This window comes from Haloarcula amylovorans (assembly GCF_004681185.1).
Classification (GTDB): Archaea; Halobacteriota; Halobacteria; order Halobacteriales; family Haloarculaceae; genus Haloarcula; species Haloarcula amylovorans.
The window spans coordinates 525,937-539,826 of record NZ_SRIF01000002.1 but is presented as its reverse complement, the minus strand read 5'-3'; the positions used below and the strand labels follow the sequence as shown (position 1 = coordinate 539,826).

Genomic DNA, 13,890 nt, shown 5'->3' with positions numbered 1-13,890 from the left:
CTCGATGTCACCCTTGGGGTCGACGTTCCCGTATTCGATGCCGCGGACGAACCGTGGCAAGCGTAACAGGCCGTGTGAGTGTTTTCCGCGAGCGTCCGCGCTCACCAGCACTTCCGCCGTCTGCGCGGCGTCGGCGTCGCTGATACCGTGTGCGCGGAATGCCTCGGCGGCGACCGAAACCGCACGTGACCGATCGAGCTCCATCTTACGTGGACGGGCCGATGCGGTGGATGGCGAACTGACTCTCGCCGAGGGCCTCGCTCAGCGTGACTTTCCCGTTGACGACGTCGACGATTTCGTCCCAGAGTTGGTCGGTCGCCCAGTCGAAGGACTCGTCGCCGACCAACGCTTCGCTGACGTCGACGTCGGTCTCCTCGGGGACGCGTTCGGCGCTACCCGGATTCCCAGTTACTTTGATGGTGGGCATCACCGCGTTCGAGAGGGTGTGGCCCTGACCGGTGGAGATGACCATGAAGTGCGCGCCGCCTGCACCGATGCCAGTCACCGATTCTGCGCCGTGGCCGGGCGTGTCCATGATGTACATCCCCGAATCGCTCGGAATCTTCGCACCGTAGTCGATGATGTCCTGAATCGGGCCGTCGCCGGACTTGACCAAGGCTCCGAGCGATTTCTCCTCGATGGTGGTGAGTCCGCCGTCCATGTTGTCCGGCGTTGGCTGTGCGCCACGCACGTCGTAGCCGGTCGCTTGCAGCCGCTCGTCCCAGTGTTCGACTCGTTCGAGGATTTCCTGCTTGACTTCGTCGTTGACCGCGCGCTCGGAGAGTTCGTTCTCGCCGCCGAAGAATTCGGGTGTCTCGGCGAAGCAACCACGGCCGCCGTAGTCGTCGATGAGTCGCCAGACCGCACCTGCGGTCGCCTTGTGCTGACAGAGACCGCTTGTGGTGTCCGAAGTCGCGCAGTTAATGCCGAAAGTGAGATTCGACATATCGGAGGGGACGCGTTTCTGGGCACTGGCGTCCTGTGCCATCTCCTGAGCGGCGTTGACTGTTCGTTTCAGCGCGTTCATCACGCCTTTCTCCCGGTGAATGTTCACCGAGTCACTGGGGCGGCCGGTCTCGGCGATATCCTCTGCAAGTTCGTCGCCGTCGACGATTTCGCCGGCGTGGGCGACGACGACCGCGCCGTAGGTGTTGGGATGTGTTGCATATCCGAGGAGGGTGCGATACGTTTGGAAGACGTCGGGTTTGGTCTGACAGCGCCCGAGCGGATGCGTGATCGGAATCGCGTCTTCGACGATGTCCGCCGCCCGTTTCACCGTGTCGTTGGCGTAGGGGGCGGTCGAGACGATGACCGTGTGGTTGCGAATGCCGACGCTGCCGTCGTCGCGTTCGTATCCGAGGAATTGGTTTTCGCTCATTGTATCACTCACTGACTACCTTCGCTTGGTCGTCGCCGGCGAGGTCGCCGCGACCGTAGTTCGACTCGACGTTGTGGACGTGAACCCGGTCGCCGGGTTCGATATCCTCTGTGGCGTTGCCGATGCTCTTGCCGTACTTCGTAATGGTCTCGCCACTCGGAATCGGCTCGATGGCGAATTTGTGTCCGAAGCCGATGTCCTCAGCTATCTCGATGGTCTTCGTCTCGCCACCGACGTTCAGTTCGATCGATTCCCCAGCTTGCATGTCTCGCAGTACCGTCGCGACGTTGTCGCTCGGCTCTACGACTGCTACGTGCCTTTCTACCATGGCTCGTTCATACGTCTACGAGATTCGACTATATAATTTTGGGTAGCGGATAGCACGAGGGACCGGTCGGCTGTCCCCCCTGGATATCCAGGGCCCGCTAGCAACGTACGGCCGCCGAATGGAATGCTCTGGACAAGTCGAGTTCGACCGCCGAAATTCGCTACACCTATCAGATTCTATACGGAATCTTTTTACACACCTCTCTTGTAATCCGGTCAAGATGGTCGCCCCACTCCCCGGAGTGAGTCAGTTCTCACCGCAGACCATAGCGTACGGAATCGCTGTCCTCCTCCTCGGCGGGTTCGTCAAGGGCACCGTCGGGTTCGCTGTCGGGTTAGTCGTCGTCGCCGGGCTCGTGCAAGTGTTCCCGGCGAAAGAGGTGACGATTATCCTCTCGGTCCCGTTCTTGCTGTCGAACGTGATCGTACTGAAAGAGGAAGGCGTCCCGTACCGATTCCTCAGAGCACAGGTCCCGTTCATCAGCGCGCTGTTCGTCGGTCTCGTTCTGGGCGTCATCCTGTTGAGCATCATCTCCTCGCAGGTGCTGTACCTGATTTTGGCGGCCTACATCGCGGTGTTCCTCGCGATAAGTCAGGACAAACTCGTAGCTTACGCCGAGAAGACCGGACTGAGCGTCGGAAGTGGCATATTCGCCGGATTGCTCGGTGGTGTCATCGGCGTTCCGGGACCGCCGCTGGTGGTCCACACGTACATTCAGGTCGCAGAGGAAGCGACGGAGTTCGTCGCCGGGGTCTCCTCGCTCTTTCTCATCGCACACCTCCTCCGTATCGGGATACTCGCCAGCGATAGACTGCTCGGGCTTCGCGGACTCCTCATTGGGCTACTCCTCACGATCCCCATCTGGCTGGGAGTCGTCCTCGGCGTTCGATTTCGAGACTACATCCCCGACCGTCGGTTCGAACAGACCATCAAGGTCTTTCTCGCCGTCATCGGCGTTCGGTTATTGATGAGTGGGTTGTCCCTGTAACACTGCGGGCTCTCGCCTCTGTGGGCAAGTTATTAGTTCCCGTACCACGCACTGACACGCATGTCAACGGATTCGATGGAGGAAGACACCGAGTTGTCCAGTGGTGACTGGTCTGACTCACCGTTTCCGAACAGTCTGATTCACGCGTGGCTATCGTTGCTCGAAGCGGCAATGTTCGGCGGGCTGACGACGTTCGTGATTACCATGCTGGAAGGGGGAGAACTCATTCCGAACGTGCTCGCAGAACTCAGAGTCGGGTTCGGCGTCTTCGTAGTCACGTTCGCGATTCTCCTCTACGTCCGGCATTTCCGCGACTGAGACCGAATCAGACGAAAGAGTGAGTTCTGTGAGGCGTTACTGCGTGAGTTCTTCGAGACGCTGTGTGCGCATCTCTTCGGCCGAGTCGAGGCTCTTACGGAGGTCGTTGACCCGCACGCGGTGTTCGTCGACAGTGGCACGCTGGTCCTGAATCCGCCGGCGTACCTCCTTCGGTGCGGGGCCGCCCGGCCCGTCGTGGACTTCGACGAACGCTTCGGGGTCGAGCGCCGCCTGGACGAACTCGTCGTCGATATCCAGTCGCTCGCCGACGACCTCTTCGGCGGATTCGTTGACGAGGTCGCTCCCGACGTCGGAGGCGGTCATGTCGCTGTTGATCGCCCGGAGTACCATGTCGCCGACGATACGGTGAGCCGTCCGATAGGAGAGGTCCGTGTTCCGGTGAATTCGTGAGGCTAGTTCCGTACAGGAGGCGAATCCGTCTTCGGCCTCCCGCATCATCGCCTCCGCGTCGAAAGTGGTCGATTCGATGGTCCCTCGTAGGAGGCGAAGCGACCGACTCGTCTCGTCGAACGCCTCGAAAAGGGGATAGACGGCGTCCTCCTCGACGTCCTTGATGTCTTGGTAGTTCGTGTTGTGGAGCGTCTCCTGGACCGAGGTGGCCTTCGCGGTGACGTGGCCCGCCCGGGCGCGGACGTACTCGAAGGGGTAAGGGTTCTTTTTCTGTGGCATCATGCTGCTGGACCCGGCGTACTCGTCGCCGATCTCGGCGAACCCGAACTCGCGCGTGTGCCACGTGTAGACGTCCTGGCAGAAGCGGCTGAGCGTCGTCATCATGTTCGCCATCGCCGAGGCCGGTTCCATGTGATGGTCGCCGCCGGCCACGCAGTCGATGGTGTTGTTCTTGAACCCGTCGAAGCCCAGTAGTTCGGCGACCAGTTCACGATCCAGCGGATAGGACGCCCCCGCGAGGGCACCACAGCCGAGTGTACACTCGTTGACGGTGTCGTAGGAGTCGACTAACCGGTCGAAATCCCGTTCTAGCGCGCTCGTGATGGCGAGGACGTAGTGGCCGACGGTGGAAATTTGCGCGTGCTGGTAGTGCGTCCACTGGGGCATGACGGTCTCGACCTCGCGCTGGGCGATGTCAAGCAACGTGTCACGGAGGTCGTTCAATTGGTCGAGGACGGTGATGAGTCGCTCGCGCGTCTCCATGCGTGCGAGGGGCTCCGGCCGGGTCCGACCAATGTTGATGTTGCCTGCGATCTCCTCGGTCGACTCCTCTATCAGCACCTGCTCCATGTGCGAGTAGAAGTACTCGTAGTCCGGGTTGTACTCCCCGAGGGCCTCGGGACCGTCTTCTTGGAGGTCTTCGAGTGCTTCGAGAAGTGTCGCGCCCTCCGATTCGGGGACGAGGTCGGTCTCGACGAGCATCAGGACCCACGCCTTGTTCGTCTCGATAAGGTGGTCGAAGTAGTGTTCGCGTTTGAACTCGTAGACTGGCTCTTCGATGGTTTCCGTGTATATCTCCCCGGGTGATGCTTCTAATCGCTCCCGCGAGATACTGTTATCTCCTGTCATACACCTCCGAGGTTCGGGGTATTGGTATATAAATATGGGTCCCACACGGAACGCGGATTCGTCCCCCCTGTTCACACTACCCAATAGACTAAAGTGGGCACGAACGTAACTCCGGCCATGGCAGCGTACGAGGAGCGAGAGACAGATATCTTAATCGTCGGTGCCGGAGGTGCTGGTATGTTCGCGGCGCTGTACGCGGACGACAACACGCCTGAGGGCACCGACATCACAGTCGTGGTGAAGAAACTGGCCGGCAAGAGCGGCTGTACGCGCATGGTACAAGGCGGGTACAACGCCGTGTTGCACCCCGAGGACTCCATCGACCGCCACTACGAAGACACGATCAAGGGCGGGAAGTTCCTCAACGATCAGGAGATTGCCCGCGAACTCGTCGAGGGTGCGCCGAAGATAATCCACAAACTGGAGAACGAACTCGGCGTCTTCTTCGACCGCGACGAGGACGGCCACATCCACCAGAAACCCTTCGCCGGACAGTCCTTCGACAGGACGGTTCACAAGGGCGACCTCACCGGCATCGAGATAATGACCAAGCTGCGCGACGAGTTGCTCACCCGCGACATCGAGTTCCTCGAAGAGACGCGCGCGATCGACATCCTGACCGACGAGTCCGGGGCCGGTGCGGCCGGGTCGCTGTTGCTGGACATGCGGAAAGGCGAGTTCACCGCGATGGCGTCACGGATGACCCTCTTGGCGACCGGAGCCGGCGCGACGATGTACAACATCTCGACGCCCGCCCTGGAGAAGTCGGCCGACGGGCAGGCGATGGCCTACCGGCGCGGTGCCCGATTCCAGGACATGGAGATGATGCAGTTCCACCCAACCGGTCTCCTCGCCGGGGACACGAAGCTCACGGGCGGCGTCATCGAGGAGGGCATCCGGGGCGAGGGCGCACACCTCTACAACGGCGAGGATGAGCGCTTCCTGCGTGAGTACGCTCCGGAGACGATGGAGCGGTCCTGTCGCGACGTGGTCTCAATCGCGAGCTACAAGGAGATAATGGCGGGCCGCGGGACCGAGAACGGCGGCGTCTGGCTCGATGCGACCCACCTCGGCGCGGATGTCGTCGAGGAGAAGTTCCCCGGCATGACCGAGCGGACGCGAAACGTCGGGCAGGACCTCTCGAACACCCGCGTCGAGGTTTCGCCGACATCGCACTACCACATGGGCGGTGCCGTCATCGACGAGCAGTGTCACAGCGACATCCCGCGGCTGTTCGTGGCCGGCGAGGACGCCGGTGGCGCACACGGGGCGAACCGCCTCGGTGGGAACGGCGTCGTCGACTCGACCGTCCTCGGGAAGTGTGCCGGCGAGGCGATGGCCGAGGAGTTCCACGACCACGAGATCGGTGACATCTCTCACTCGCAGGTGACCGGGATCATCGACCGGGTCACCGCCCCTCTAGAGCGCGAGGAGGGCGAGGACATCTACGACCTCAGAGAGGACTTAGAGACGACGATGTGGGAATGTGTCGGCGTCGTCCGCGAGGAATCGGACCTCAAAGAGGGAATCGACCGCATCGAATCGTACAAGGAACGACTGGAGCGCGTCTCCGTCGAGGGCAGCAAGCGATACAACCTGACGTGGAACGAGGTCATGGACGTTCGGAACCTCATCGTCGCCGCCGAGATGGTCGCCCGCAGCGCGCTCTTCCGTGAGGAGAGCCGCGGCGCGCACTACCGCAACGACTTCCCCGAACCCGACGACGAGAACTGGCTAGCGAACGTCTACGTCCAACAGGGTGACGACGGCATGGAGACAACGCGCGAGGACGTCCGCTTTACGCGGATCCACCCCTCCGAGGTAGAGGTCGAACCGACCATTCCGAACACCGACGCGGTACAGGGCGACGACTGAACGCGACCGATCACAGGACTCGACGATGACTACGAGCAACGTAACCGTTCACCGGTACGACCCGGAGATAGACGACGAACCGACGTTCGAAAACTACGAGGTCCCAGTCTCGGAGGCCACTTCGGTGCTGGACACGCTGTTTCACATCCAGGAGGAGCAAAAGGAGAACCTCTCCTTTCGGTTCTCCTGTCGGCAGGGCGTCTGCGGAAGTTGCGGGATGGAGATCAACGGGGAGGCGCGTCTCGCGTGTCAGACCGCGGTCTCCGACCTCGACGACCCCGACGACATCCGCGTTCGCCCGCTGTACAACCTACCGGTCATCAAGGACCTCACCGTCGACATGGACGACTTCTTCGAGAAGTTCGTCGAGATCGACCCCTCCTTCGAGTCCGAGACGCTCGACGAGACGACGGACACGGCGATAATCGACCCCGATTCGACGGAGCGACAGCGCATCGCGCCACGGACGGACTGCATCGGCTGTGGAGCCTGCTTCTCCGGCTGTAGCGTCGCCGGGGAGACGTATCTCGGCCCGGCAGCGATCAACAAGGCGCTGACGCTGATCGAGGACTCCAGGGACGACAAGACCGAGGAACGACTCGACCGGCTTCAGGAGCAAGACGGCGTCTGGGGCTGTCACACCCAGGGGAACTGCTCGAACGTCTGCCCGAAGGACATCCCCATCTCTGAGGGGATACAGTATCTCAAACGAGAGGCGATCAAGCACGGCGTGAAGGACGCGCTGTTCCCGAGTAGCGACTGAGACGTCCCGGTTTTTGCCGCCCGTTCGAGGCCCACGTTTGCTGACAGTGAACAAGATATTTATCATAGGGAACGGTATCGAGTGACATGGAAAGTGAGAACGGAACGAAAACGATTCTCTCGGACGAACGCTTACTCGACCTGATCGAGGCGCTCCACGACCGGTCGACGGCCGGCGTCACTGAGCTGGCCGAGGTGACGGGCCTCTCGAAGGGGGCCGTGCACGCGCATCTGGCGACGCTCGAAAGCCGAGGGTTCGTCGTCAACGACGACGGCCGGTATCGTCTCGGTCTGGAATTTCTCCGTCACGGAATCCCCGTCAGGAACCAATACGAGTACGAACCGATGTGTGCGAAGGCCGAGCAACTCGCCGAGGAGACTGGCGAACGCGTCTGGGCCCAGGTCGAAGAAAACGGGATGGCGTACTACATCTGCGGTGCCAGAGGCGAACACCACATCGAACCGCCCGTCCGCATTGGCGAGCGAGCCCATCTCCACCAGATAGCGGGCGGGAAAGCAATGCTGTCGTGTCTGACCGACGGTCGAATTCGGGAGATCGTGGACAAACACGGTCTTCCAGCAGCAACGGAACATACGATCACGGATGAAGCAGACCTGTTCGATGAGATTGAACGAATCCGCGAGCGGGGGTACGCCTTCAACCGCGAAGAGTCTGTGATGGGACTTCACGCGGTCAGTACGCCGATAAAGAAGGGCGAACACGGCGTCTACGGTGCGCTTGTCGTCTCAGGACCGGCGAACCGACTCACGGGGGAGAAACTGGAATCGCAGTTGCCGAATCTCTTACTTGGAGCGGTGAACGAACTGGAGATAAACATCAGATACGGGTGATAGAAGACCGCTATCGCGCTTTTAAGAATTTATCCGGAGTCGAATTGCATAACACATGTACGGCCATTATCCGCAACGAGAGCGTGGCCCAACCGGGCGCTCGACCGGCTAAACGGTGTTTGATGGGAGTGAACGACGCTCTCGGGTAACTGATCGAACTAGTGCTGTGCCGAACGTACGAACGAAGCCCGCTTCGGTAGGATTTCAGTGCGGCGGAATAGAAATAACAAGAGTACCCTTGGTATCGTATGCTATCAGCCGCTTCGCTGAATATTTCATAAATATTACCTAGATATTCGGTCACGCCTGAGCCCGTTCGAGGTGCGTTCTCTGAGAGTGAACAAGCGTCGTGGCTTACTCGACGACGACTGCCCCTTTCATCCCGAGCGATTTGTGGGGAACACAGTAGTAGAGGTACGTCCCGCTATCCTCGAAGGTGTGTTCGTAGGTGGTGCCCGCTTCGGCGACTGCCGATCCAGAATCCAACGGCCCGTCCCCTTCCGAGACGACGTTGTGCGTACCGCCGTTGTCGGTCCACTCCCAGGTGACCGCCGTCCCGGTCGTGATCTTAATCGCGGGCGGGTCGTACGCGTTCGTACCGTTGTTTCCCTCGACGCCCACTTGAACGGTCACGGCGTCCGACGACGTCTTCACCGTGAGGTTGCCGTCGAAGTTCTCCGTGTCGCTGAGGTACTCTGAGACCTCGCTCCCGGCCGATGTCGTCTGCTCTGACCCGCCGGATTCGTCACTATCGCCGTCGCCACTGGATCCGTCGCCCGGCCCGCCACAGCCGGCGAGGAGTCCGACACTCGACACGGCCGCGATGCGACGAACGAAACGCCGTCTACTCCGATATCTCGCCATACAGCGCGGATTCCAGCGGAAGATATAAAAAAGAGTGCTTATCGGTAAGATTACTAGCTTCTCAGAATCCGACGGCGTTCCCGTCCTTTCGAGGGTCGGTCGCCGCCGAGAGCGTCCCATCGTCGTACCGAGCCAGTTGGCCGCCGCCGAACGCGCCGAACGGGAGGACTTCGACGTCGTGTCCCAGACGGGAGAGCTTCGAGCCGACTCGGCCAGCGAGGCCCTCTTCGAGTGCGAGGCGGCCGTTGGCCTTATAGCGCCACCGCGGCTGTTCGACGGCGGCCTGCAGCGAGTGGTCGTAGTCTAAGAGGTTCGAGAGCAGTTGGAGGTGACCCTGCGGTTGCATGAAGCCGCCCATGACGCCGAAGCCGAGCCAGTCGTCGTCGCCCAGTCGCGCGATCGCGGGGATGAGAGTGTGAAACGGTCGTTTTCGCGGCGCGATACAGTTCGGATCGTCGGGGGAAAGCGAGAAGGAGCCGCCGCGGTTCTGGAGCGCGATTCCGGTGTCGCCGGCGACGAGTCCGCTGCCGAACTGCTTGTACCGGGAGTTGATGAACGTCACGACGTTCCCTTCGGCGTCCGCGGTGGTGAGTAAGACCGTATCGGCGTGTTCCGCTTGCGGGACGCCGAGCGGCACGTCTGTGAGCGCCGTCTCGCCGATGTGTTCGGCTCGCTCCGCGGCGTAGGACTTCGACGCCAGTGGGGGGATTTCCTCGAACGCCGGATCGGTGATGTAGTGGTGGCCGTCACGGAAGGCGAGTTTGAGTGCCTCCGCGAAGTAGTGGACGCGCTCGGCGGCGTCGTACCGACGGCTCCCCGCGTCGACCTCCTCGGCGAGGTTGAGCGCTTCGAGCGCGACGAGGCCCTGATTGTTCGGCGGGAGTTCGAACACTTCCGCGCCGCGGTAGGTCGTGCTCACCGGATCGACTAGTTCCGGTTCGAAGGCAGCGAGGTCGTCGGTCGTCAGCAAGCCGCCGTGGGACTGGACCGTCTCGGCGATGGCTTGCCCGATTTCGCCCTCGTAGACGGCTTCCGCGCCGTGATTGGCGATGCGCTGCAGCGACCGGCCGAGGGTTTCGAGTCGCATCTCCTCGCCGGCACGCGGGGCGCGTCCGTCTTTGAGGAACTGCTCGCGACCGTTCTCGTCGACGAACTGGTCGCTCGCCGCCTGCCAGTCGTCGGCGATCACTTCCGTGACCGGAAAGCCCTCTGTCGCGTAACCGATCGCAGGTTGCAACACGTCCGCCAGCGACATCGTCCCGAATTCTTCGACGGTGAGCTCCCATCCCTTGGCCGCACCTGGGACGGTCACCGCAAGCGGCCCGCGAAACGGCATCGACGCGTTCTGCGGCGAGACGCCCTGGCGTTCGGCCGCGAGCGCGCGAACCCGGTCGCGGGTCGCCTCGGCCGGGGTGAACCCACAGCTTCGCATCCCACCGACCTCGCCGTCGGCGGTTCGGAAACAAGCGAAGGCGTCGCCGCCGAGTCCCGTGTTTACCGGTTCAACGACGGCGAGGGCGGCGGCCGTCGCCACCGCTGCGTCGAAGGCGTTACCACCCGCGCGCAGGGTGTCGAGACCGGCTTCGGCCGCGAGGGGTTGACTCGTCGCCACGACGCCGTGTGGTGCGTATACCGTCGAGCGCTCCGAGACGAGCGCGTCCGTGTCACTAGCCCGCATTGCAGAGAGGAACGAACCGATATTCAAATAAGATTGGGTAGGAGCAATACGCACCGCTGATTTAGGTACATATAATATGAGTGTTTGGGCACAGATATGGCGAATCTGTGGACATATAGCGCAATAGTATTAGGGAACAAGTATGTTTAAGACCACTATCTTGGAATTTCTCGGAGAGGTCGAGTATATAGCGCATTTTTAGAGCGGATACTGCCAAAGTTATCTTAGGTGACCACTTATATCGTTAGACAGTCCCCATTCATTATCATATTCCCAAAATCAGCCAGGATGTCGGTATATTAGTCCTGTATCTGGAGAAGATGTTTATATAATCCAGCTCGCACTAACTCCACGCCCGATAACGGTTCAGAACCTACTTCGACGTATCGGGCAGCGTGACAGCGGCAGGATCAGTCCACCGGCTTACGTCGCCGCTGGGGTGGTGAGCCACGACGATCGATCCGGCGTCGTGCGAGCGAGCGAATCGCCTGACGATGGCCGCGTTCGCGAACCCATCAGGGGCATCGACGTTCACGCGGTCGGTCATCCCATCGGTCTGTAGTGAAGCCCATCCCGCGAGCGCGAGGTCGACTTTCGGATCCCCCGCTCGCTCACCGGGGGCTGACACGACCGCGTCCCGCAGTCGCTCGTGCATCCCCGAGGGGACGACGTAGGCCGTCCCGTCGGGCGCGACCGAGACGTATCCAGCCCGAATCCGACCCGCGGAGAGTTCCGGGAAGGGGACGGTCACGCTAGTCCAGCGAGATGTTGGCAGTTTTCGTCTGGGTGTAGTGTTCGACGGCTTCCTGTGCGGTCTCCCGGCCCATGCCGGACTGCTTGTACCCACCGAAGGGTTGGCCCGCCGGGAAGTCGTTGTAGGTGTTGACCCAGATGTTCCCGGCCTCGATGTCCTTGATGCACTGGTGGGCTTTCGTCAGGTCTTCGGTGATGATCCCCGCCGCGAGCCCGTAATCCACGTCGTTGGCCAGTTCGATCATCTCGTCATAGTCGGTCCAGGTGAACACCTCTTGAACTGGCCCGAAGATCTCCTCTTGGACGGCCTTGTTGTCGTGATCGATGTTATCGATGAGGGTCGGTGCGACGAAACAGCCATCCGATAGGGCTTCGTCGTCGGGTTGGCTCCCGCCAGTAACGAACGCCGCTCCGGATTCCTCGGCCTCTTGGATGTAGCTCATCGTCCGTTCGACCTGCTCAGCGGTCACCTTCGGACCGAGATCTGTCGACTCCAACAGCGGGTCGTCCACGGTCAGCTCCTCTGCGGCGGCCGCCAGTTCGTCCAGGAACTCGGCTTTCACGTCTTCGTGGACGAACAGTCGCGAGCCGGCACAGCAACACTCCCCGGTATTGAAGAAGATGGCCGTGAGGGTCGTCTCGACGGCCTGTTCGAGATCGGCGTCCGGGAAGACCACCAGCGGACTCTTCCCACCAAGTTCCAGCGTGAGATCGGTGATACTGTCTGCGGCGCTTTTCATCACCTCTCGGCCGACTTCGGTCGACCCGGTGAAGGCGAGTTTCCGAATGTCCGAGTGTCCGGAGAGGGGCGCGCCCGCCTCCGCGCCGAACCCGGTGACGACGTTCACCACGCCGTCCGGAATCACGTCCTCGGTGACCTCCATCAGTTTCAGGATGGACATCGGAGTTTCTTCGGCGGGTTTGAGCACGACCGTGTTCCCGGCCGATAGCGCGGGGCCGAGCTTCCAGGCTGCCATCAGCAGCGGGAAGTTCCATGGGATAATCTGCCCGACGACACCGTATGGTTCCCGAAGGGTCTGGACGTGCCTGCTGTCGTCCGTTCCGACGGTCTTCCCTTCGTGGGCGCGGGCGATGCCGCCGAAGTACCGGAAGTGGTCGATAACGAGGTCCATGTCGATACGCGCCTCGGTGATGGGTTTACCGTTGTCCAAGCTTTCGAGGCGCGCGAACTCCTCCTTGTGGTCCTCGACGGCATCGGCGATGGATTCGAGCATCGACTGCCGCTCGGCCGTCGACAGGCTACTGTATGTCTCATCGTAGGCCTCCCACGCGGCCTCGACGGCTCGGTCGATGTCTTCGGCGTTACCAGCCTGTACCTCGGCGAGTGTCTCGCCGGTCGTCGGGTCAGTCGTCTCGAACGTCTTACCGGAGGCGCTCGGGACCCACTCGCCACCGATGAATAGCTGCCGGTGATTCGGGAGAACCTCGTTCGCTGCCTGCTCGTGGCGCGTCTTGATCGCCGACTTCCGTTCCGCTGGATCTTGCTGTTCGCTATCAGTAGACATGCACTATTTATTATTGATTATGTATGCTTAGTCGTTTGCATGTGAGGATCTGCCACGCAACGACAGACAGCAGATTGCACCGTCAACGGTGATGAACGCGACCGAAAGCGGCCCGCGCGAACGTTCAACTATCGAGAGTGGCAACGTGCTCGACCCAGAAGCGTCGCTTCTCGTCAACGATCCGCCCACAACTTGCGGCCGAACTCATCGACGAAGAACTGAAGCAACCCAGCTACTCGCTCTCGGAGGCGATCGCGTCGGCGGCCATCTTGGGGTCGACCTCGCCTTGCAGGCGCTTTTCGGCTTCGTCGCGGTCCTCAGGGTAGCCGATGTCGTTGCGCCACCCGTCCATTCGGATAGCGTCGATGGTTCGACCCGAATGAAGCAGGAGGTCGACAGCGTCGCTGATCTCGTACTCGTCGCGGTTGGAGGGCTGGACAAGATGACAGGCGTGGAAGATAGCTGGCGTGAACGTATAGAAACCGGTCATCACCAAATTAGAGGGCGGGTCGTCGGGTTTCTCGACGACATCGGTTATCTCGCCGTATTTGTTGGTATCACAGACGCCGTAGCGACTCGCCTCGTCCCACGGCACCTCCTCGACGAGGAATGCGGCGTCGGCTCGGTCCTCCTGTTGACGGTTGACGACGTCGCTGAGATTCGCGTTGAAGATGTTGTCCCCGAGCATCAGCATGAAGTCGTCGTCGATGTGCCCCTCGACGGTCAGGAGGGCGTGAGCCAGCCCCTTCTGTTCGCGCTGGTGGGCGTATGTGATGGGGACGCCATCGAAAGTGTCCTCGTAGTGGTTGATGATAGCCTGTTTCTTGTAACCGACGACGACCAGCAGCTCGTCGGCTCCGAGTTCTATCAGCTGCTCGAAACAGTGCGTCAGAATGGGTTTCCCGGCGACTTCGACCATTCCCTTCGGTTTGTCTTCGGTGAGCGGGCGAAGACGCGTCCCCTCACCGGCGGCGAGCACGACAGCTTTCATGCGCCAATGCTCGGCTGTTGAGTAGTAAAAATGCTTGC

At 61.1% G+C, this 13,890-nt stretch carries 14 protein-coding genes; 5 read left to right on the top strand and 9 right to left on the bottom strand.

Going from position 1 to position 13,890, the window contains the following annotated elements; genetic code table 11:
• The 3 genes from E4S61_RS25365 to E4S61_RS09920 all read right to left on the bottom strand — a co-directional run.
• Positions 1–204: Ldh family oxidoreductase (locus E4S61_RS25365; protein ID WP_167768465.1), on the bottom strand; the 204-nt coding region annotated here is incomplete at its 3' end.
• A 1-nt stretch (position 205) separates the two neighbouring features.
• Positions 206–1,378: a UxaA family hydrolase gene (locus E4S61_RS09925; RefSeq protein WP_135303772.1), complete on the bottom strand. Its 1,173-nt coding sequence runs from the start codon at positions 1,376–1,378 to the stop codon at positions 206–208.
• A 4-nt stretch (positions 1,379–1,382) separates the two neighbouring features.
• Positions 1,383–1,706, bottom strand: coding sequence for a UxaA family hydrolase (locus tag E4S61_RS09920; RefSeq protein WP_135303771.1), 324 nt, complete (start codon positions 1,704–1,706; stop codon positions 1,383–1,385).
• A gap of 220 nt (positions 1,707–1,926) precedes the next feature.
• On the opposite strand from E4S61_RS09920, the gene E4S61_RS09915 reads away from it, so the two are divergent.
• The gene (locus E4S61_RS09915; RefSeq protein WP_167768464.1) at positions 1,927–2,694 is read left to right on the top strand and encodes a TSUP family transporter; all 768 of its coding nucleotides are present in this window, start codon (positions 1,927–1,929) and stop codon (positions 2,692–2,694) included.
• Positions 2,695–2,754: 60 nt separating this feature from the next.
• The gene (locus E4S61_RS09910) at positions 2,755–3,012 is read left to right on the top strand and encodes a hypothetical protein (RefSeq protein WP_135303769.1); all 258 of its coding nucleotides are present in this window, start codon (positions 2,755–2,757) and stop codon (positions 3,010–3,012) included.
• A gap of 36 nt (positions 3,013–3,048) precedes the next feature.
• Here the strand turns inward: E4S61_RS09910 and argH are convergent, their stop codons facing one another.
• Positions 3,049–4,551 (bottom strand): argininosuccinate lyase, encoded by a 1,503-nt coding sequence (argH, locus tag E4S61_RS09905; protein WP_135303768.1) that lies wholly within the window; start codon positions 4,549–4,551, stop codon positions 3,049–3,051.
• 117 nt (positions 4,552–4,668) lie between these two features.
• Here argH and E4S61_RS09900 point away from each other — a divergent pair, with 117 nt between their 5' ends.
• The 3 genes from E4S61_RS09900 (at position 4,669) to E4S61_RS09890 (ending at position 8,040) form a co-directional block, all read left to right on the top strand.
• On the top strand, positions 4,669–6,426 hold the full coding sequence (locus tag E4S61_RS09900) for an FAD-binding protein (RefSeq protein ID WP_135303767.1): 1,758 nt from the start codon (positions 4,669–4,671) through the stop codon (positions 6,424–6,426).
• 25 nt (positions 6,427–6,451) lie between these two features.
• A complete protein-coding gene (locus tag E4S61_RS09895) occupies positions 6,452–7,189 on the top strand; it encodes a succinate dehydrogenase/fumarate reductase iron-sulfur subunit (RefSeq protein ID WP_135303766.1) in 738 nt (245 codons plus the stop codon).
• 86 nt (positions 7,190–7,275) lie between these two features.
• A complete protein-coding gene (locus E4S61_RS09890) occupies positions 7,276–8,040 on the top strand; it encodes an IclR family transcriptional regulator (RefSeq protein ID WP_135303765.1) in 765 nt (254 codons plus the stop codon).
• A gap of 354 nt (positions 8,041–8,394) precedes the next feature.
• On the opposite strand, the gene E4S61_RS09885 is transcribed toward E4S61_RS09890, so the two are convergent.
• From E4S61_RS09885 to aglF, 5 genes are all read right to left on the bottom strand, one after another.
• A complete protein-coding gene (locus E4S61_RS09885; RefSeq protein WP_135303764.1) occupies positions 8,395–8,904 on the bottom strand; it encodes a halocyanin domain-containing protein in 510 nt (169 codons plus the stop codon).
• Positions 8,905–8,965: 61 nt separating this feature from the next.
• A complete protein-coding gene (gene ggt, locus E4S61_RS09880; RefSeq protein ID WP_135303763.1) occupies positions 8,966–10,582 on the bottom strand; it encodes a gamma-glutamyltransferase in 1,617 nt (538 codons plus the stop codon).
• A gap of 373 nt (positions 10,583–10,955) precedes the next feature.
• Complete coding sequence (locus tag E4S61_RS09875; RefSeq protein ID WP_135303762.1) at positions 10,956–11,333, bottom strand: hypothetical protein; 378 nt, start codon at positions 11,331–11,333, stop codon at positions 10,956–10,958.
• Between the two features lies 1 nt (position 11,334).
• A complete protein-coding gene (locus E4S61_RS09870) occupies positions 11,335–12,861 on the bottom strand; it encodes an aldehyde dehydrogenase family protein (protein ID WP_135303761.1) in 1,527 nt (508 codons plus the stop codon).
• A 232-nt stretch (positions 12,862–13,093) separates the two neighbouring features.
• The gene (aglF, locus tag E4S61_RS09865; RefSeq protein ID WP_135303760.1) at positions 13,094–13,852 is read right to left on the bottom strand and encodes a UTP--glucose-1-phosphate uridylyltransferase AglF; all 759 of its coding nucleotides are present in this window, start codon (positions 13,850–13,852) and stop codon (positions 13,094–13,096) included.
• Positions 13,853–13,890: the final 38 nt, after the last annotated feature.